The following is a 19,060-nucleotide window of genomic DNA, read 5'->3' as shown; positions in this document are numbered from 1 at the left end:
TTGTTCGAAGCCGGGCTGCACGCCCAAGTGTGCAGTCTAAGCCTAGCCCCAATACCGACACTTTGATTTGACAGCGATCAAAGGACTGGTGATTGTCAGCCCTGAGCCGGCTTGCCTTTGCTGGCCTGCTTTTCAATAAAGGCGATAATGGCCCCGGCCACATCCTTACCTGTTGCACCTTCAATGCCTTCCAGGCCCGGTGACGAATTGACTTCCATCACCACAGGGCCATGATTGGAACGCAGCAAATCCACCCCGGCCACATTCAGCCCCATGGTCTTGGCGGCACGCACCGCAATGGAGCGTTCTTCCGGTGTCAGCTTTATCAGGCTGGCGGTGCCGCCGCGGTGCAGGTTGGAGCGAAATTCCCCCGGCGCCGCCTGGCGCTTCATGGCCGCCACCACCTTGTCACCCAGCACAAAGCAGCGGATATCGGCACCATTGGCTTCGCCAATGTACTCCTGCACCATGATGTTGGCTTTCAGACCCATAAAGGCCTCGATGACGCTTTCGGCCGCCTTGCGGGTTTCCGCCAGTACCACGCCTATGCCCTGGGTCCCCTCCAGCAGTTTGATAACCAAAGGCGCGCCCCCCACCATATCGATAAGATCGGGAATATCGCTGGGTTTGTTGGCAAAACCTGTGATCGGCAAGCCTATGCCGCGGCGGGACATCAGCTGCATGGAGCGCAGCTTGTCACGGGAGCGGGAAATGGCCACCGACTCGTTGACCGCATACACCCCCATCATTTCAAACTGGCGCAATACGGCGGAGCCATAGAAGGTAATGGCCGCACCGATACGCGGGATCACCGCATCAAACTGGGGTAATTCCTCACCGCCGATATGGATGCTGGACTGACGCATATTGATGTTCATATAACATTCGAGCGGGTTAATCACCCTGACCTCGTGGCCCCGCTGCTCTGCGGCTTCCACCAAACGGCGGGTGGAATACAGTGTGGGGCCCTGCGACAGAATCGCAATCTTCATTCAAAACTCCGGCAATCAGGAAAACGAGCGCATCATACGCCGCCTGAAGCCAAAAGCAATCATGCTCACTGGCCCCTGACGGCGAAATGCACACAAGAGAGATTTCTGTGTCTGCAATTATGGCGATTCCCCGAAGAAACCGCGGAATTTAACTTGAAGGAAATGGGCAGACGGGGGGCTGACTGCCGACGCCCTGGCAAATGGCTTGAGCAAAAAAAATCCCCGGCTAACCGGGGACTTTTTATCGCGACAGGCTTAGCCTTCGCTGACCATATTGATGGTGTATTTGGGAATGTCGACCACCAGGTCCGCATCTACCACCCTGGCCTGACAGGAAAGACGGCTCTCGGGCTCCAGGCCCCAGGCCTTGTCCAACATGTCATCTTCCAGCTCGTCGGAAGGTTCCAGCTCGTTAAAGCCTTCACGCACTATGACGTGACAGGTGGTACAGGCACAGGACTTTTCACAGGCGTGCTCAATCTGGATCCCGCTGCGCAGTGCCACGTCCAGAATGCTCTCACCCACTTCGGCCTGAACCACGGCGCCATCGGGGCACAGTTCTTCATGGGGCAGAAATACGATTTGCGGCATGATTGTTACCTATATAGTGTCGACCGACTGCCCCTTGAGGGCGGTGCGGATTGAGTTGTCCATACGCTTGGCGGCAAACTCCTGGGTTTGCTCGTCCACTTGGGCGATAGCGGCGCTGATGGCGTCGGCATCGTCCCCTTTTGCAGTTTCGGCAAGCACACCCATGGCAGTGAGGATGGCGTCCAATTCACTTTGTTCCAGCAGGTCTTTATCCTTGGCCAGCGCCGAGTTCAACGATTCCAGCACCCGCGCGGCTTCCACCTGCTGCTCCGCCAGCATACGGCGGCTGATATCGTCCTTGGCATGCTTCATTGAATCCTTGAGCATGGTGGCAATTTCGGTATCCGACAGACCAAATGACGGCTTCACCTGGATTGAGGCCTTCACGCCGGAAGACTTTTCCATGGCGGTAACACTGAGCAGGCCATCGGCATCCACCTGGAAGGTGACGCGGATGTGAGCCGCACCGGCCGCCAATGGCGGTATGCCCTTGAGAGTAAAGCGCGCCAGGGAGCGGCAATCGGCCACCAGCTCACGTTCGCCCTGCACCACGTGGAAGGCCATGGCGGTTTGACCATCCTTGAAGGTGGTAAATTCCTGGGCCCGTGCCACCGGGATGGTGGTATTGCGGGACACGATTTTCTCCACCAGGCCGCCCATGGTTTCGATCCCCAGAGACAGGGGGATCACATCCAGCAGCAACAGGTCGGTATCAGGCTTGTTACCCACCAGAATATCGGCCTGGATAGCGGCACCTATGGCCACCACCCGGTCGGGATCTATGCCGGTCAAAGGCGCTTGGCCAAAGAAGTGCTCCACCTCGGAGCGCACCAAAGGTACCCGGGTAGAACCACCCACCAGCACGGTTTGCAGCACGTCGGCGGCCTCGATACCGGCATCACGCAGGGTGCGGCGACAGGCCATGATGGTTTTTTTCACCAGTGCGCGGATAAGCTCGTTGAAGGTCTCTACCTGCACGGACGTGCTGTAGCTCAGGCCCTGGTGTTCAAGCTTGGCAACTACCTCTGAGTCTGTGGTCAGGGCCTCCTTGACACGGCGCGCCTCGATGAGCAGTTTACGGCCCAGTACGGCACCGTCATCCGTCAGCTGCCACTGGTTCGCCAGGTGGTCTGCCAGCAGATGATCGAAATCGTCACCGCCAAGGGCCGAATCGCCGCCGGTGGCGAGCACTTCAAACACCCCTTTATTCAGGCGCAATATGGAAATATCGAAGGTACCACCACCGAGATCGTATACGGCAATCACCCCTTCCTGACCCGAGTCCAGACCATAGGCGATGGCCGCAGCCGTGGGCTCATTGAGCAGGCGCAAAACCTTCATGCCCAACAACTGGGCGGCATCCTTGGTGCCCTGACGCTGGGCGTCATCAAAATAAGCGGGTACGGTAATGACCACGCCTTCCAGATTGCCACCCAGGGTCAGCTCGGCCCTTTGGATCAGCGGACGCAAAATCTCTGCCGACACCTGTACCGGGTTGACCGCGCCCTGGGGGGTATTGAACAGGGGCAATCCCTGTTCGCTGGTGCCGAAGTCATAGGGAAACTTATGCTCACCGGCCAGCACATCCTTGAGACTGCGCCCCATAAATCGCTTGACCGACACTATGGTATTGGCCGGATCCTGGGCCGAGGCGGCCTCGGCCTGGTAACCTACTTCAACGCCTTCGCCGGTGTAGCGCACTATGGAGGGCAATGAATGTCTGCCTTCGGCATCGGGCAGTGTTGCGGGCTCGCCACTGCGCACGGCGGCAACCAGGGAGTTGGTGGTACCCAGATCGATACCGACCGCGAGTCTGTGTTGATGTGGCGCGGCGCTTTGTCCGGGCTCAGCAATCTGCAAAAGGGCCATAGATTTCCAACTTGTTCTTGGACGTCAGGTTGAAGCGGGTCATTCGAACAGGGCGTCTTCGGCCCGTTCTAGCTCCGCTTGCAACTTGTTCATAAATTTGAGTTTACGCAGCTGATCCGCCGCCAGGTGCCAATCATCGGCCACACTGCTTGCCAGCAGGCGCTTGAGAGTCTCGGTCACCCCGGCCGAATAATCGCGGAAGGAGTCGCGCAGCGCATCTATCTCACGACCGGGATCGTCACTGTGGCTGATGTCTTCCAGCGCTTCGCGCCATTCCATCTGCTGCATCAAAAAGGCGGTATCCCGCACCGTTTGGATTTCATGACGAATGTCGACGCCCTTGAGCACCAGCAGGTGTTCTGCACGGCGCACCGGGTCTTTGAGGGTCTGGAAGGCATCGTTGATCATCGCGGTGCGACTGACGGCGAGCAGTTTTTCCTGCTCGCTGCCACCGGCAAACTTGTCCGGATGGACGGCGCTGGCCAGCTCACGATAACGGCCGGCCAAGGCCTGGGTATCCAGTTCAAAGGCAGCGGGAAAATTAAACAGCTCGAAATAATTCATACGCCTTCTTCGGATCAGACGGTAAAGCTTTCACCGCAGCCGCATTCCCCTTTCGCATTGGGGTTGTTGAACTTGAAGCCCTCGTTGAGGCCTTCCTTGACGAAGTCCAGCTCAATGCCCTGCAAATAGATGAAACTCTTCGCATCTATGATGATGTTAACGCCATCGATCTCGTACAGCTCATCGTCAGGGTTCAGATCATCAACAAATTCCAACACATAGGCCATGCCGGAACAACCAGAGGTCTTGAGACCGAGGCGCAGCCCCAGTCCCTTGCCCCTGTTGGCCAGAAAGGCTTTTACCCTTTCATTGGCGGCCGGCGTCATAGTAATCGCCATGGGGACTCCGGATTAATTGCCGTGTTTGGACTTGTAGTCTTCCAGTGCCGCCTTGATGGCGTCCTCTGCCAGGATAGAGCAGTGGATCTTCACCGGAGGCAGAGCCAACTCTTCGGCAATATCGGTATTCTTGATGGCCGCAGCCTCTTCTATGGTCTTGCCCTTGACCCACTCGGTCACCAGCGAACTGGAGGCAATGGCACTGCCACAGCCATAGGTCTTGAACTTGGCGTCTTCGATAATGCCGTTGGCATCAATCTTCAGCTGCAGCTTCATTACGTCGCCGCAGGCGGGCGCACCCACCATGCCGGTCACCACGTTCGGGTCGTTTTTGTCGAAAGAACCCACGTTACGGGGATTCTCATAATGATCTATTACTTTTTCACTGTAAGACATGATACTGCTCCAAATCTCTCTTGAACCACTTAATCAGTGGTGTGCCCATTGCACTTGACTGAGGTCGATACCGTCTTTGAACATTTCCCAAAGCGGTGACATTTCTCTCAGCTTACCGATAGAGTTGTGAATGATTTCAATTGCATAATCTATATCCTCCTCGGTGGTGAAGCGGCCGATAGAGAAACGGATCGAGCTGTGGGCCATCTCGTCATTCAGTCCCAGTGCGCGCAGCACATAGCTGGGTTCGAGACTGGCAGAGGTACAGGCGGAACCGGATGATACGGCCAGGTCTTTCAGGGCCATCATCAGGGATTCACCCTCAACAAAGTTGAAGCTGACGTTGAGGTTACCGCAGAAGCGCTGCTCCATATCACCGTTGATATAGGTCTCGTCTATGTCCTTGATGCCATTCCAGAGGCGATCGCGCAGACGGGCGATACGGGCATTTTCTTCAGCCATTTCGGCCTTGGCGATGGCCGCAGCCTCACCCAGACCAACGATTTGGTGGGTCGCCAGGGTACCGCTGCGCATACCGCGCTCATGACCGCCGCCGTGCATCTGGGATTCCAGACGGATACGTGGCTTACGGCGCACATACAGGGCACCAATACCCTTGGGGCCGTACATCTTGTGACCGGAAATGGACATTAGGTCCACCTTGGTCTTCTGCACATCGATTGGCAGTTTGCCGGCACTTTGGGCGGCATCCACGTGGAAAATGATGCCCTTGCTGCGGCACAGCTCGCCGATGGCATCAATATCATGGATCACGCCGATTTCGTTGTTGACGTGCATCAGCGACAGCAAAATGGTGTCGGGACGCATGGCTGCTTCCAGACGCTCCATGGGGATGATGCCGTTAGCGGCCGGCTCAAGGTAGGTCACCTCAAAGCCTTCACGCTCCAGCTGACGGCAGGTATCCAGTACCGCTTTGTGTTCCGTCTTGCTGGTGATGATGTGCTTGCCTTTCTTGTTGTAGAAATGCGCCACACCCTTGATGGCCAGGTTGTCTGACTCGGTGGCACCGGAGGTGAACACGATTTCGCGGTGATCGGCATTGATCAGTTCAGCCACCTGGGCACGGGCGATATCCACCGCCTCTTCGGCCTGCCAGCCATAGCGGTGTGAACGGGAGGCTGGGTTACCAAACACGCCGTCCATAGTCATAAACTGCATCATCTTTTCTGCGACCCGAGGATCAACAGGTGTTGTTGCGGCATAATCTAAATAGATAGGAAGCTTCATCACACACTCCGTACTTCGCAGTCTCAGCTGAGGCTACTTACAACGTACACGCTTTATTTTTAATACATTCAACACGGGTCAGGCTCAGGCCGATACCCTGTGCTCCATTTGGATCTTATCTTGTTTGACCGAAATAAACTGTACATCGCGCTTCTGCATCAATCCGGCCAGAGTGATGCCATTGAGGAATTCAGAAATCTGTTTGCTCAAATCATCCCACAGCGAATGGGTCAGGCAGCGACTGCCGCCCTGGCAGTTGCCCTTGCCATGGCAGCGAGTGGCATCAACCGACTCGTCAACCGCAGCGACCACCATGCCAACGGAAATTTCCCAGGCCTCCAGGCCCAAACGGTAACCACCACCCGGACCACGGACACTGGCCACCAATCCCTGCTTGCGCAGTTTGGCAAAAAGTTGTTCGAGATAAGAGAGCGAAATCCCCTGACGCTCGGAGATATCGGCCAAGGGAACAGGACCGGATGCGGAATGGATTGCCACATCCAGCATGGCTGTTACTGCATAGCGGCCTTTAGACGTAAGTTTCATAACTACCACAGCTCCCAATAAAATATGGGAGTATTGCAACATACCCGAGTAATTCAGTCAAGTAAAAATCCGACTAATTCAGTCAGGTATTAAGCGAACCCACATCGACAATACCCCTGCGCCGGGCTGGGGTATTTAACCTTTTTTCGGCACATTATTCAACGTTAATGGCCAAATTAATCCGCATGGCGCCTCAGATTATGGGATCGAATTCGTCGATGGCATGCTGACGCTTTTCTGCCGCAGCCATCTCGGCGTCACTGAACTCGCCCACATCCAGCTCAGGCAGCTTTTCGGTACAGACACTGCCTCCCAATGACTGCACGGCCTGACACAGCTCCTGAACCTTGGAATCCATCAGATGCATATGGTCCAGCATCTGGCCTATGGCATTGGCCACAGGATCCGGATTGTCCGGTGCCACGGCATAGGCATCAAAGCCATATTTCTTGGCCATGGCATTGCGCCTTTCGCTGGTTTCCTTTGACTGGGGACTGGGAGTGGTCACTATGCGCCCCGGGATCCCCACCACTGTGGTATCGGCAGGAACGTCTTTTACCACCACTGAATTGGAACCGACTCTGGCGCCCTGATGCATGGTAATGGGACCGAGGATCTTGGCGCCGGCCCCAACCACCACGTTATTTTCCAGGGTCGGATGGCGTTTGCCGGCATTCCAGCTGGTGCCACCGAGGGTCACACCGTGATACAAAGTGCAATCGTCGCCTATCTCGGCGGTCTCCCCTATCACTATGCCCATACCGTGATCGATAAAGAAGCGCCGCCCTATGGTGGCACCCGGATGGATCTCGACACCGGTTAGCCAGCGGGAAAAGGTCGACAGGGTGCGCGCCACGAAACGCCAATCCCGCTTCCACAGCTTATGGCTGATACGATGCAACCAAATGGCATGCATACCGGGATAGTTCACCAGGATCTCAAACGCATTACGCGCCGCGGGATCCCTGTGATAAATAGAGGCAATATCTTCTTTCAGTCTGGAAATGACGCCCATATACCTTCCTACTTTTTGGGTTCAACCCAACGATCAATCGAAGTCAGAATACCCCGGAGAATATTCATTTCCTGACTTTCTATCCGCGCCCGGCTGAACAGACGTCTGAGTTTAACCATGACCTGGCCGGGGTGATTCTTGATAATGAACCCGGTGGACAACAGGGTTTTTTCAAGGTGCTCAAAAAAGCGCTCCTGATCTTCCACCAGCGGATATTCCACTATCTCCTGCGGCTCGGCTTCCTGAGCCAAATGCGCCACCCGGGTTTCGTAACAGATAATCTGTACCGCTTGGGCCAGGTTAAGGGAGCTGTACTCGGGATTGGCGGGAATAAACACATGATAGTTGCACTGCTGCAGCTCTTCGTTGCTGAGGCCATGATTTTCACGGCCAAAGACTATGGCCACGGGCCCTGATTTCGCTTCGGCAACCAATTTTTCGCCGGCCTGGCGTGGATCGAGCATGGGCCAGTCCAGGGTGCGGCTGCGGGCGCTGGTGGCTATCACCAGGGAGCAATCCTTGATGGCTTCGGCCAGCGAGTCCACCTTGACCAGGTTCTTAAGTATGTCGCAGGCACCGGCAGCCAGCGCCACGGATTGACCATCAGGCTCCACCCTGGGCTCGGCCAGATACAGATTGCTCAGCCCCATGGTTTTCATGGCCCTGGCAGTGGAACCGATGTTGCCCGGATGGGAGGTGCCCACAAGAATGACGCGAATATTGCTCAGCATGAAACGACTTAATTTAATTCATAAAACACAGAGCGCGAGTTTAACATAGGGGGTGGCAAAACCTTATATGAAAATCTGTAATTGATATACCCCGTGGATCGGCTATAATACGCGCCGCTTATTTTTCGTTCTTTAACATCCAGGGGATTGCAATGCATCCGATGCTGACCATCGCCGTGCGCGCCGCTCGCGCCGCCGGCCAAACTATTATGCGTGCCTACACCGAACTCGACCGCGTTGAGGTGAGTGTAAAAGGGGTGAACGATTTCGTTACCAGTGTAGACAAGGAAGCAGAAGCAGCGATTATCTATCAGATCCGCAAATCTTACCCAGACCACACCATAGTTGGTGAGGAGAAAGGTGAAGACCGCGGTGAAAACAAAGACTATGTCTGGATTGTCGATCCTCTGGATGGCACCACCAACTTCGTGCGTGGTATCCCCCATTTCGCCGTCTCCATCGCTTTGCAGTACAAGGGTAAAACCGAAGTCGCCGTGGTTTATGATCCGGTTCGCGAAGAGCTGTTCAGCGCAGTCCGTGGCCGCGGTGCCAAGGTCAACGACTTCCGTATCCGCGTCGGCAATGGCAACGATCTGAACAATGCCATTATTGCCACCGGCTTCCCGTTCAAATCCCGTCAACACACTGAATCCTACATGGCCATACTGAACGAAGTATTCAGCCAGTGTGCCGATCTGCGCCGCGCAGGCTCTGCCGCCCTGGATCTGGCCTATGTGGCTGCCGGTCGTATGGATGGCTACTTTGAGCTGGGCCTCAAGCCCTGGGATATTGCTGCGGGCGATCTTATCTGCCGCGAGGCCGGTGGCACTGTCACCGACTTTACCGGTGGCCATAACTACCTGCTGTCAGGCAACATAGTGGCCGGCTCTCCCAAGGCCACCACCCAGTTGGTTAAGATCATGCGACCCCTGCTGAACGAAGCGCTGAAGCGCTGAAGCGCGAGCTGAGTCACAGAAACCGCCCACCAGGGCGGTTTTTTTTATCATTCGCCGCCACCACTGTTACATGCCATTTAAATACACCTTATAATGGCTGCCAACTCAGTTCCTCTTCCAAGGTGCGCCATGATCAATATTGATGAACCCGTCGCCAAGCAATTCAAACCGGCCCTGTTCCGCCTCGGCTTCAGACCCTTCTTTCTGTTCGGCAGCCTGTTCAGCATGCTGGCCCTGCTCTTGTGGTTGCTGCAATTCAGCGGTTGGATGACCCTGTCTCCCCACGGCAATCTGCTGTGGTGGCATGGCCACGAAATGTTGTTCGGTTTTGTCTGCGCCATCATAGTCGGTTTTCTGCTGACGGCGGTGCAAAACTGGACCGGGGTTCCCGGCCTCAAGGGATGGCCCCTTATCTCGCTGTTTGTCCTCTGGCTTGCCCCGAGATTGTTGCTGCTTGATGACAGTCTGCTACCGCCCCTTGCCGCCATGATACTGGACATGGGATTCCTGCTGACGGCCGCCGCCTTTATGGCAATGGCCGTGCTCAAGGTGAAACAGTGGCGCAATCTGGTATTTGTGCCCATATTGCTGCTGCTGACCTTCTTCAACGGCGTGAGTCACGTGGCCTTGATGGAGCAAGACCCGCAGCTCGCGCAATTGGCGCTCAAGGGAGCTGCCATGGTGGTGATTATGGTGGTGTCACTGCTGGGCGGACGGGTTATCCCCTTCTTTACCGAGCGGGCAACCCAATGGCAAAGAACCCAGGCGGTACCGGCATTGGATGTTGCTGCCGTGGTGCTGATGTTGACCCTCATTGTCAGCCTGTTTGTCGGAGTGACTTTGTTGACTCAGGTAGTCGCAGTCCTTGCCGGCCTGGTTTTGCTGGTACGTTGGTCCCGTTGGGGCTGGCGACACAGCTTCAGCGTGCCTCTGCTCTGGTCCCTGCACCTGAGTTTTGTTGCCATTCCACTGGGGTTGCTGCTGATGGCCGCCAAGCCTGAGGTGTCTGCCGGCTTGCATCTGGTCACAGTTGGCGGCATGGGCAGCATGATCCTGGCCATGATGGCAAGGGTGTCTCTGGGTCATACCGGCCGCACCCTGACGCCTCCGGTTCCCATGAGCGCCGCCTTTGGCTTTATGATCGCCGCCAGTGTGATCCGTCCTTTGGCCAATCTGATTCCGGAAGCCTACCTGCCGCTGTTATTCTTGTCTGGCATGTTGTGGCTGGTGGCCTTTGGCCTGTTTATCTTCTATTACGGCCCCATGTTGATGGCCCCCAGGGTTGATGGCCGTCCGGGCTGACATTTTTGTTTTTCTTAAAGGGGCTTAGGCCCCTTTTCTTTTATCCACCACAGAACCTATTCCCTTCTGCCATCAATTTGCCAACTCTGTCCCGTTTTACGGATGTTTTTCCGTATGCCACTCAATTGGTCATTGGTATTCTTAGCAAAAGCAATTATGCTAATTTTTAAGTGTTTTTTATCTAATCGCTGGAGACTTGTGCAATGGATGACAATCCAAAGGATTTCGAAGAACGTCGTGGCTCGCTCAGGGTAGACTTGGAAGCCGAACGCATTCTGCTGCGCTGGACCGACAGGACCGGGGTTGTGCACACAGACGATGGCATTTGTATTGATCTGGCCCGTCGTGGCGTGCTGTTTGAGTATCGCCGTCCTTTCGCCATGGGAGATCTGGTGGAAGTGGTCTTCAATCCTGGCAGCGACAAAGAAAACACAGTTCAGGGACAGGTATGTCGCTGCTCCGAGCGTAATTCGCAAAGTTTCCATGTTGCGCTGCAGCTAATCTGAGGGAACCCAGAGGGATTTTCCCAATATTGTTCTATACTTACACAAAAATGACAGGCATTTGGAGATCCAGAAATGATTCTGCTTGTGGGCGGTGAAAAAGGTGGCAGCGGCAAGAGCTGTCTGGCACAAAATATCGCAGTGCATATCACACAAAAATTCAATGCTAATGTGCTCATGGTCGATTGCGACCCCCAGCGCACGACTTCCGACTGGATCCAGGCCCGTAACAACGCTGCCGATTTGCCACAAATCAACTGTATTCAGCTGTATGGCAAAATCCGTAATGATTTGCTCAGTCTTAATGAGCGTTTCGATTATGTGATAGTCGACTGCGGTGGTCAGGACAACCTGGCCATGCGTGCCGCCATGTCGGTGGCCACCTATGTGGTGGTGCCATTGCGCCCCAAACGCCGGGATCTCAAGACCCTGCCCCACATGGAAGACATGCTGGCCACCTGTAAGATGGTCAACCCCAAGATGGTGGCAACCGTGGTTTTAACCCAGTGCCCAGCCCTGCCAACACAGGGAAAACGCATTCTGGAAGCCAAGGAAGTGGTACAGTCCTTCGGGCTGCGGGTACTGGACTCAGTCACCTTCAGCCGTAATATTTACGACGACAGCGAAGAGAGCGGCTCTTCCGTGCTCGAAATCGAACCCGATGGCAAGGCAGCGGAAGAAATTCGCGCCATCGCAGATGAACTGCTCGCCATACCACCAGAAAATCGCTATGAGCTTAACTGACCTTAAACGCAAGAAACCCAAAGTCGACCGCAGCAAGATTTCGGTGGAAGACTTTATCGCTGATGCCAACAATTATGCATCCGGCAAACCGACCCTGTTGGCGGGTCAAAAGTCCAAGCCGCCAAAGCGCGGCCTGGATAAGATGACGACCAAAACCTATCGTCATGCCACCTTTACCCTAACCGAAGCAAGCATCGCCCAGCTGGATGAGATAGCCAAGGAGTCGGGCATAGCCAAATCCAAATTGCTCAGGATCCTTATCAAAGAGTTTTACGACAAGAGTTCGGGCGAGCAAGGCCATATTTTGCAGCGCCGTAAAGACGATCATTTGTGATGGGCAAGACCAGGCTGTCTGCCGACAGCCTGCCTTTTCACCCGGTTCACAGCTGACACCCGCCAGTCTTTTAGCACGTTAAAGTGCATGAAACCGCGAAGGTAAGCCGCTTGAGCCTTGTCGGGGCCTGGGCTAACATCCTTGCCAACAGACACAGTTGGATTAACCCAAGGGGACGTTGCCGGCGAAGCCTGGCTGTTGCAGCCAGCGTCAGCAGCAATCATCCCGCCTCCAGCCTTAAGTCTGCGTCTTATCCCTGTGACGTCGCTTTGGGCCGGAGCTTTTGGAGAGCAGTTGCATGCCGCTTATCCTGCTTTTAACGCAGCAGATGTGCCTTTATCTGGTATTCGTCTATCTGGCCAGCAAGACCCCTTTGTTCAAGGTATTGACCGAAAGCTCCCCACGGCTCCCCCATAAGATCATCATCTATCTAATTTTTTCGACCTTCTGCATCATGGCCACCTATTTTGGCGAACAAACCCATGGGGCGATTGCCAACACCCGGGCCATGGGGGCAGTCCTTGGTGGCTTGCTCGGTGGTCCGGTGACCGGGCTGGCGGTGGGGCTTACCGGTGGTCTGCACCGCTACAGCATGGGTGGATTTACCGACGTGGCCTGTGCCCTGTCAACGACACTGGAGGGCCTTTCGGCGGGACTGCTGAGTCTCACCCTGAGGCGACTGGGTAAACCGGAACTCAGCTATCATCCTCTGGTGGCGGGCCTGGCAACTTTTTACGCTGAAATCATGCAAATGCTGATCATACTGATAGTGGCCAAGCCCTTTGAGGACGCCTGGGCACTGGTCCAGCAGATTGCACCGCCCATGTTGCTGGTCAACTCCATGGGGGCGGCCCTCTTTATGAGCATGCTCAAAGATCAGAAGGCCATGTTCGACAAACTGTCGTCGAGCTTTTCCACCAAGGCACTCAAAATTGCCGAGCGCAGTGTTGGATTGCTTTCACAGGGATTTAACGAGCGCACCAGCGCCGAGGTGGCGCAAATCGTCATTGAGGAAACCAATGTCGGCGCTGTGGCCATCACAGACAGGGAAAAACTGCTGGCTTTTATCGGCATTGGAGCCGATCACCATATTCCCGGGACGCCAATCGCCTCGAAAATCACCCTGGAGGCCATACAGGACAACAAGGTGATGTTCGCCGATGGCGTTGAATTGCCCTACGCCTGTTCCATCTCGCCCCAATGCCGTCTGGGGTCCAGCCTGGTGATCCCCTTGCGCAGTGATACCGAGGTTATAGGCACCATCAAGTTGTACGAACCTAAAAACAAACTGTTTCTCAACATCAACCGGACATTGGGTGAAGGGATAGCCAGGCTGCTGTCCAACCAGATACTTTATGGCCGGGTGGAACAGCAGAAAATCCTGCTGACCCAGACCGAACTCAAATTACTGCAAGCCCAGGTCAATCCGCATTTCCTGTTCAATGCACTCAATACCATAGGCGCCATCATTCGCCGCAATCCCGACAAGGCCAGAGGCCTGCTGCAGCAGTTATCGCAGTTTTTACGCATCAATCTCAAACGCAGCCCGGATCTGGTGTCGCTGGCCGATGAGCTTGAGCACATAGAAGCCTATCTGGGCATTGAAAGAGCGCGCTTTATCGACAAACTCAGTGTCGATATCCGCATCCCGGTGGAACTGATGCAGCAAAAATTGCCGGCTTTTACCCTGCAGCCCATCATAGAAAATGCGGTCAAACATGGCACCTCGCAGCTGCTGGAACAAGGCAGGATCCAGGTTACCGGTAAGGCTGAAGCAGGTATATTGGTGCTGGAAGTGACCGACAATGCCGGCCTCTATCAAGCCAAGGAAAGCAGCGAGGGTCTGGGTATGAACCTGGTGCACAAACGGATCCAGAATCAATTCGGTAACCAATATGGGGTAAAGGTAGACTGCCGGGCCGACGAATATACCCGGGTAACCATCACCCTGCCACTGACGGAGAAAGAGTCGTGATTTCCTGCATCCTGGTTGATGACGAACCCTACGCCCGGGAGGCACTGGCCGAACTGCTGGCCAAGTCGCCGGATATCCTTATTCTTGCTCAGGCGGGTAATGCCATTGAGGCCATGCAGGCCATCAACGAACTCAAACCGCAATTGGTGTTTCTGGATATCCAAATGCCAAGGATAAGTGGCATGGAACTGCTGGCAATGTTGGATAAAAGCACCATGCCAAGGATAGTGTTTGTCACCGCCTTTGATGAATTCGCCATCAAGGCCTTCGAATACCATGCCTTCGATTACCTGCTCAAACCCATAGATCCCGACAGACTGGAACAAACCCTGGCACGGCTAAGGCAGGACTTGGCCCCCAAAGATCTCGGGCCCGTTACCCCGGCCGAACTCACCCACCTGCCCTGCTTCAGTGGCAACCGCCTCAAGGTGGTGCCCATCTCTGATGTGGAATTTATTTTCAGCGACGTTGGCGGCGTTCACGTGGCGACGACCAATGGCCTGGTGCATACCCAGATGACCCTCAAACTGCTGGAGGAAAAAACCCGGCTCATCTTCTGTCATCGCCAGTATCTGGTGGCGCCTGCTGCCATCGCCGAGATAGAGTTGCAGGATGGCGGCGCCGAAGTCATTACCCGCAGCGGTGCCAGGGTGCCGGTATCCAGGCGCTATCTTAAAGAACTCAAGCAGTATTTCGGATTTCACTGAACCACTGACGCCGGCAGATAACCGCTCAACCTTTCCATTCGACCGCTCGGTCAAAATCACCACCAGGGTGGCTTTCCTTCCCATAAACTGCCAGTACTGAAAAAAGAAGGAGAGAAGCAATGACCTGGTTCCTACTCTGCGTTGGCCTGCTCATCGGCGGCTACGTGATTTACGGCACCTTCGTGGAGAAGGTGTTCGGGATCAATGCCAAACGGCAAACACCGGCCTTTACCCAAACCGACGGGGTTGATTACGTGCCCATGTCCAAGGGCAAGGTGTACCTTATTCAACTGCTTAACATTGCCGGCGTAGGTCCGATCTTTGGCCCTATCCTGGGTGCGCTCTATGGCCCTGCCGCCATGTTGTGGATAGTCATAGGCTGTATTTTTGCCGGTGCGGTGCACGATTATTTTTCCGGCATGCTGTCGGTACGCAATGGGGGCCAATCGGTACCCAATCTGGCGGGCAAATACCTGGGCAAGAAAGCCAAGCACTTCATGAATGTCTTTGCCACCATACTCTTACTGTTGGTGGGCGTAGTATTTATTTCTGCACCTGCGGGCCTGCTGTCCAAGTTGACCGGCGCCGATATCAGCATCTTCGTTGGTATAATTTTCGTTTACTACCTGGTAGCCACCATAGTCCCGGTGGACAAGATCATAGGTCGCCTCTATCCCTTCTTCGGCGCCCTGCTGCTGTTCATGTCCGTGGGACTGACCATAGCCCTGCTGGTCTCCACCGAACACAGTTTGCTGCCAGGTGTTCAGGCGTCTGACTTCCTGACCAACCTCAATCCCAAGGATATGCCACTGTGGCCGGCCCTCTTTATCACCATTGCCTGTGGCGCCATTTCCGGCTTCCATGCTACCCAATCGCCTTTGATGGCCCGCTGCATGGAAAATGAATCCAACGGCCGCTTCGTGTTCTTCGGTGCCATGATAGGTGAAGGCATAATCGCCCTGATCTGGTGTGCCATTGCCCTGTCATTCTTCGGCGGTGTTGAAGGCCTCGCCAGCGGCATGGCCGGCAATCCTGCCAACGTGGTCTATGAAGCGTCCACCGGTCTGCTGGGTACCATAGGTGGCTTTATGGCGGTACTGGGTGTGATAGTGCTGCCAATCACCTCGGGTGATACCGCATTCCGCTCAGCCCGTCTGATCCTGTCAGAGTTCTTCAACCTGCCACAAAATGAGATGGGTAAACGTCTGCTGCTGGCTATCCCACTGTTCGTGGTCGGAGCCATACTGACACAGGTGGACTTCGGGGTGATTTGGCGCTATTTCGGTGTGGCCAACCAAGCTACCGCCGTACTTATGCTCTGGACCGCTTCCGCTTACCTGATGCGTCATAATAAGCTGCACTGGATCTGTACTGTGCCTGCTACCTTTATGACCTCTGTGGTGGTGACCTTCCTGATCAACTCCGCCACCCTGGGTGCCGGTCTGCCCATGCCCCTCTCCACCGTGGCAGGCATCATTATCGCTGTTACTGTAGCGGGCGGTCTGTTATTGACCACCAAGGGTAAGGCGGTTGAAGTGGCCGAAAAAGCCTGAGGCTGGCAGCACGCACAAAGGTCGGCAATGCCGGCCTTTGTTTTTTGTTGCCCCGACGGGTTACAATCGGGTTTTGCCCACCGCGCCCGTCAAACAGAGCCCACATGTCCGAACAACCCAATAATCCACTTCACGGCCTGACACTCAAACACATTCTGGAGTATCTGGTAGCTGAGCTCGGTTGGCCTGCTTTGGCACAGCGCATTGCCATACGCTGCTTCAGCCAGGATCCCAGCATCAAATCCAGTCTGACTTTTTTACGTCGCACCCTCTGGGCCAGGGAAAAAGTCGAGCATTTGTACCTTGAGTGTCACGGCCTGCCGGTCCCCATGGCCAGGGTTGAAGCACACTCAGCGCAAACGAAACACCCAGCCCAAACGAAACACACTGCTCAAACAACACACACAGCCAAGGCAAAGCCTGCCGACAAAGAGGCGGCTGCCGGTAAAAGCACCACCAAGCCGGAGCATGGCAGCGGCGCTGTCAACGCCGACATCTGGGGCAAACGCAGCTAAAGCCAGGCACCCGATTGGCCGATAACCTGATATTGGAGTCCAAGAAAGGGTTGTGTCATGGCCATGTTGATTTCCCCTGCGTCCGCCCTGCCTGGAGTGGGACCAACAACCAGGCTCAATCAGGCAAGTGAGCCAAGCAAAGACCTGGTCCGGGCCCTGGATATTGCCGAAGCCTTTGGTGCCAGCCGTGAGGCCACCTCTGAACTAAACCGTCAACAGGAACACCAGGATCCCCTCGAGCAACAAATTGCCAAGCTCAGGGCTCGTCTGCAGGAATTAAACAAAGAATTACAGCAGCTCAGAGGCAACCACTCGGACAGTGCCGAACACAGACGCGAACAGCTTGGGCGTGAATTGACCGAGCTTAATGCCAGGCTGCTTGCACTGACGGGGGAGCAGCTGAAAGCGGCCCGACGGGCCAAGGGAGCCTAGCCCGAACCCTATAAAAAATCAGCGCCATAAGGCGCTGATTTTTATTCATATATGAGCACTGAAACACATTCAGTCCTGATGGTCATCGTTAAAATGGACCTCGGACATCATATGCCCCAGGGCATCGGACTTGGTCTTGAGATAGGCCTCGTTATAACGGTTCTTACCCACCTGCAACGGCACCCGCTCCACCACGTCCATGCCCACATCCTGCATAGCCTTGACCTTGCGCGGATTATTGGTCATCAAACGCACCTGGGTGACACCTATATGGGCCAGCATGGGGGCTATCATGTCATATTTCCGCATATCGGCCGCAAAGCCCAGACGCTCATTGGCTTCGACGGTATTGGCCCCCTGATCCTGCAACTCATAGGCGCGGATCTTGTTGAGCAAACCAATGCCACGCCCTTCCTGACGCAGATAAAGGATAAAACCGCTACCGGCTTCGGCAATGTTTTGCATGGCGGTCTGCAGTTGGAAACCACAGTCACAGCGCAGGCTGAACAGGGCATCCCCGGTAAGACATTCGGAGTGGATCCGCCCCAGCACCGGGGTCTTGGCATCCAGCTCACCGTAAGTCAGCGCCACATGTTCCTTGCCTGTCTCGGTATCTTCAAAACCGTGCATGGCAAAGATGCCCCAAGGGGTGGGCAATTTGGAAGTGGCGACGTATTTTATCGACATGTTTCAACCTTCACGACAGCTCTCATTCCATGAGACAGCTGAAATCCCTGACAAAACAGACGGCGCCGACAACTGCGGCGCCTCGGGAGCCCTATTCTAAGCACTTTTGGCTGGTACAGGAATACCCAAGTGATTAACTGGGATATCAGAAAGGTTTGGGCGCAAAACCCGTCACCTCGGTCAGGCCCATCTGCCTTCCCAGGGCCGTCATGGGATGAACCACCACCAGTCCCTTGACCGATTTTTTCAGCTTACCCATGTCGGCCTGTTCGGCCTTGGTGATGGCGCGCCTGAACGGTAAATCCTTGACTTCACCGGCCTGTTTGCCCAGTTCCCGGCTTTGTTGCTGTTTGACACTGGCGATACGTTTGGTTAGGGCCGCCATTTCCTGCTTGAACTGCGCTACCACATGCTGATCGCCCCGCTGCTCGGCAGCGGCGAGCTTGCGGCGGAATTTATCGAGCTTATCGTTAAGCTCATGCAGTTCTTGTTTCAAATTCATGCTGTTACCTATTCAATACCTTAATGCACCTGCGTGGTGCCAAGGGAGGCATTATAACAGCGAAGCGCCTGCCTGGCGTGAATTATTTGGCTTGAGGGTCAACACCCGCTGGTTGCTGCTGCCGCGCCAGGGCAATCCCGGTGACAGCAACTCCTGCACAAAGGGGCCATCCACCAGCACGTCCACCAGCTCGACCACAGCGCGCTGTGCGTCGCTCAGGTTTTCATGCACATAGCCGGTCCAGAGCCAGACATCCTTGCCCGGGCATTCCCGCCGCACCCGCTGCAACAAGGCGCCAACGGCGGCCAGATTCGCCGGATGCAGGGGATCGCCACCGGACAGGCTGAGGCCCCGGCGCGGGACTCGCGTGTCGTTGAGATCGTGGATCAGGGTATCGGCCATGGCCTTATCGAACACCTGCCCGCTGCGCAGATCCCAGGTGGACTGGTTATAGCAACCGCGGCACTGGTGTTCGCAGCCGGCCACAAACAGTGTCACCCGGGTACCCGGACCATTGACCACATCGAGCGGATAGTATTTGTGGAAGTTCATCTGTGCGC

At 55.3% G+C, this 19,060-nt stretch carries 23 protein-coding genes; 10 read left to right on the top strand and 13 right to left on the bottom strand.

All coding sequences use genetic code 11. The features are described from left to right. Window positions 1–95: 95 nt before the first annotated feature. From rimK to trmJ, 10 genes are all read right to left on the bottom strand, one after another. Window positions 96–992 (bottom strand): 30S ribosomal protein S6--L-glutamate ligase, encoded by an 897-nt coding sequence (gene rimK / locus JYB85_RS06925; protein ID WP_207381597.1) that lies wholly within the window; start codon window positions 990–992, stop codon window positions 96–98. 255 nt (window positions 993–1,247) lie between these two features. Further along, window positions 1,248–1,583, bottom strand: coding sequence for an ISC system 2Fe-2S type ferredoxin (gene fdx, locus JYB85_RS06920; protein WP_207322637.1), 336 nt, complete (start codon window positions 1,581–1,583; stop codon window positions 1,248–1,250). Window positions 1,584–1,592: 9 nt separating this feature from the next. Continuing rightward, window positions 1,593–3,452 (bottom strand): Fe-S protein assembly chaperone HscA, encoded by a 1,860-nt coding sequence (gene hscA / locus JYB85_RS06915; protein ID WP_207381596.1) that lies wholly within the window; start codon window positions 3,450–3,452, stop codon window positions 1,593–1,595. A 39-nt stretch (window positions 3,453–3,491) separates the two neighbouring features. Beyond that, complete coding sequence (hscB, locus tag JYB85_RS06910; RefSeq protein WP_207322635.1) at window positions 3,492–4,016, bottom strand: co-chaperone HscB; 525 nt, start codon at window positions 4,014–4,016, stop codon at window positions 3,492–3,494. 14 nt (window positions 4,017–4,030) lie between these two features. Next, complete coding sequence (gene iscA, locus JYB85_RS06905; RefSeq protein ID WP_207322634.1) at window positions 4,031–4,354, bottom strand: iron-sulfur cluster assembly protein IscA; 324 nt, start codon at window positions 4,352–4,354, stop codon at window positions 4,031–4,033. A 12-nt stretch (window positions 4,355–4,366) separates the two neighbouring features. Continuing rightward, window positions 4,367–4,750 carry a Fe-S cluster assembly scaffold IscU gene (iscU, locus tag JYB85_RS06900; protein ID WP_207322633.1) on the bottom strand — a complete coding sequence of 128 codons (384 nt, stop codon included), beginning with the start codon at window positions 4,748–4,750 and terminating at the stop codon, window positions 4,367–4,369. A gap of 33 nt (window positions 4,751–4,783) precedes the next feature. Beyond that, window positions 4,784–5,998: an IscS subfamily cysteine desulfurase gene (locus tag JYB85_RS06895; RefSeq protein ID WP_207322632.1), complete on the bottom strand. Its 1,215-nt coding sequence runs from the start codon at window positions 5,996–5,998 to the stop codon at window positions 4,784–4,786. An 84-nt stretch (window positions 5,999–6,082) separates the two neighbouring features. Further along, window positions 6,083–6,544 carry a Fe-S cluster assembly transcriptional regulator IscR gene (gene iscR / locus JYB85_RS06890; RefSeq protein ID WP_207322631.1) on the bottom strand — a complete coding sequence of 154 codons (462 nt, stop codon included), beginning with the start codon at window positions 6,542–6,544 and terminating at the stop codon, window positions 6,083–6,085. A gap of 193 nt (window positions 6,545–6,737) precedes the next feature. After that, a complete protein-coding gene (gene cysE / locus JYB85_RS06885) occupies window positions 6,738–7,559 on the bottom strand; it encodes a serine O-acetyltransferase (protein ID WP_207322630.1) in 822 nt (273 codons plus the stop codon). An 8-nt stretch (window positions 7,560–7,567) separates the two neighbouring features. Beyond that, the gene (gene trmJ / locus JYB85_RS06880) at window positions 7,568–8,290 is read right to left on the bottom strand and encodes a tRNA (cytosine(32)/uridine(32)-2'-O)-methyltransferase TrmJ (RefSeq protein WP_207322629.1); all 723 of its coding nucleotides are present in this window, start codon (window positions 8,288–8,290) and stop codon (window positions 7,568–7,570) included. 152 nt (window positions 8,291–8,442) lie between these two features. Between trmJ and suhB the strand changes: the two genes are divergently transcribed. From suhB to JYB85_RS06830, 10 genes are all read left to right on the top strand, one after another. Beyond that, the gene (suhB, locus tag JYB85_RS06875) at window positions 8,443–9,246 is read left to right on the top strand and encodes an inositol-1-monophosphatase (protein WP_207322628.1); all 804 of its coding nucleotides are present in this window, start codon (window positions 8,443–8,445) and stop codon (window positions 9,244–9,246) included. A gap of 129 nt (window positions 9,247–9,375) precedes the next feature. Continuing rightward, the gene (locus JYB85_RS06870; protein WP_207381595.1) at window positions 9,376–10,548 is read left to right on the top strand and encodes an NnrS family protein; all 1,173 of its coding nucleotides are present in this window, start codon (window positions 9,376–9,378) and stop codon (window positions 10,546–10,548) included. A gap of 203 nt (window positions 10,549–10,751) precedes the next feature. After that, complete coding sequence (locus JYB85_RS06865) at window positions 10,752–11,054, top strand: PilZ domain-containing protein (protein ID WP_207381594.1); 303 nt, start codon at window positions 10,752–10,754, stop codon at window positions 11,052–11,054. 72 nt (window positions 11,055–11,126) lie between these two features. Continuing rightward, window positions 11,127–11,795, top strand: coding sequence for an AAA family ATPase (locus JYB85_RS06860; RefSeq protein WP_207322625.1), 669 nt, complete (start codon window positions 11,127–11,129; stop codon window positions 11,793–11,795). Then, window positions 11,782–12,129, top strand: coding sequence for a ribbon-helix-helix domain-containing protein (locus tag JYB85_RS06855; RefSeq protein WP_207381593.1), 348 nt, complete (start codon window positions 11,782–11,784; stop codon window positions 12,127–12,129). The genes JYB85_RS06860 and JYB85_RS06855 overlap by 14 nt, the downstream gene beginning before the upstream one ends. A 298-nt stretch (window positions 12,130–12,427) precedes the next feature. After that, window positions 12,428–14,104 (top strand): sensor histidine kinase, encoded by a 1,677-nt coding sequence (locus JYB85_RS06850; RefSeq protein WP_207381592.1) that lies wholly within the window; start codon window positions 12,428–12,430, stop codon window positions 14,102–14,104. Continuing rightward, window positions 14,101–14,811, top strand: a complete 711-nt coding sequence (gene btsR, locus JYB85_RS06845) for a two-component system response regulator BtsR (protein ID WP_207381591.1) — start codon at window positions 14,101–14,103, stop codon at window positions 14,809–14,811. Before JYB85_RS06850 ends, btsR begins: the two co-directional genes overlap by 4 nt. A 119-nt stretch (window positions 14,812–14,930) precedes the next feature. Further along, a complete protein-coding gene (locus JYB85_RS06840) occupies window positions 14,931–16,364 on the top strand; it encodes a carbon starvation CstA family protein (RefSeq protein ID WP_207381590.1) in 1,434 nt (477 codons plus the stop codon). A 104-nt stretch (window positions 16,365–16,468) separates the two neighbouring features. Then, complete coding sequence (locus JYB85_RS06835; RefSeq protein WP_207381589.1) at window positions 16,469–16,879, top strand: VF530 family protein; 411 nt, start codon at window positions 16,469–16,471, stop codon at window positions 16,877–16,879. Between the two features lie 57 nt (window positions 16,880–16,936). Continuing rightward, entirely contained in the window at window positions 16,937–17,311 is a 375-nt protein-coding gene (locus tag JYB85_RS06830; protein WP_207381588.1) for a hypothetical protein, read from the top strand. Between the two features lie 69 nt (window positions 17,312–17,380). Here the strand turns inward: JYB85_RS06830 and ribA are convergent, their stop codons facing one another. From ribA to nrdG, 3 genes are all read right to left on the bottom strand, one after another. After that, entirely contained in the window at window positions 17,381–17,998 is a 618-nt protein-coding gene (gene ribA / locus JYB85_RS06825; RefSeq protein WP_207325883.1) for a GTP cyclohydrolase II, read from the bottom strand. A 145-nt stretch (window positions 17,999–18,143) separates the two neighbouring features. Beyond that, window positions 18,144–18,500, bottom strand: a complete 357-nt coding sequence (locus JYB85_RS06820) for a YibL family ribosome-associated protein (protein WP_207381587.1) — start codon at window positions 18,498–18,500, stop codon at window positions 18,144–18,146. Between the two features lie 51 nt (window positions 18,501–18,551). After that, entirely contained in the window at window positions 18,552–19,052 is a 501-nt protein-coding gene (nrdG, locus tag JYB85_RS06815) for an anaerobic ribonucleoside-triphosphate reductase-activating protein (protein WP_207381586.1), read from the bottom strand. Window positions 19,053–19,060 lie beyond the last annotated feature (8 nt).

This window comes from Shewanella sedimentimangrovi (genome assembly GCF_017354965.1).
In the GTDB taxonomy this organism is placed as follows: domain Bacteria; phylum Pseudomonadota; class Gammaproteobacteria; order Enterobacterales; family Shewanellaceae; genus Shewanella; species Shewanella cyperi.
This window is presented reverse-complemented; position numbering and strand designations above follow the sequence as displayed.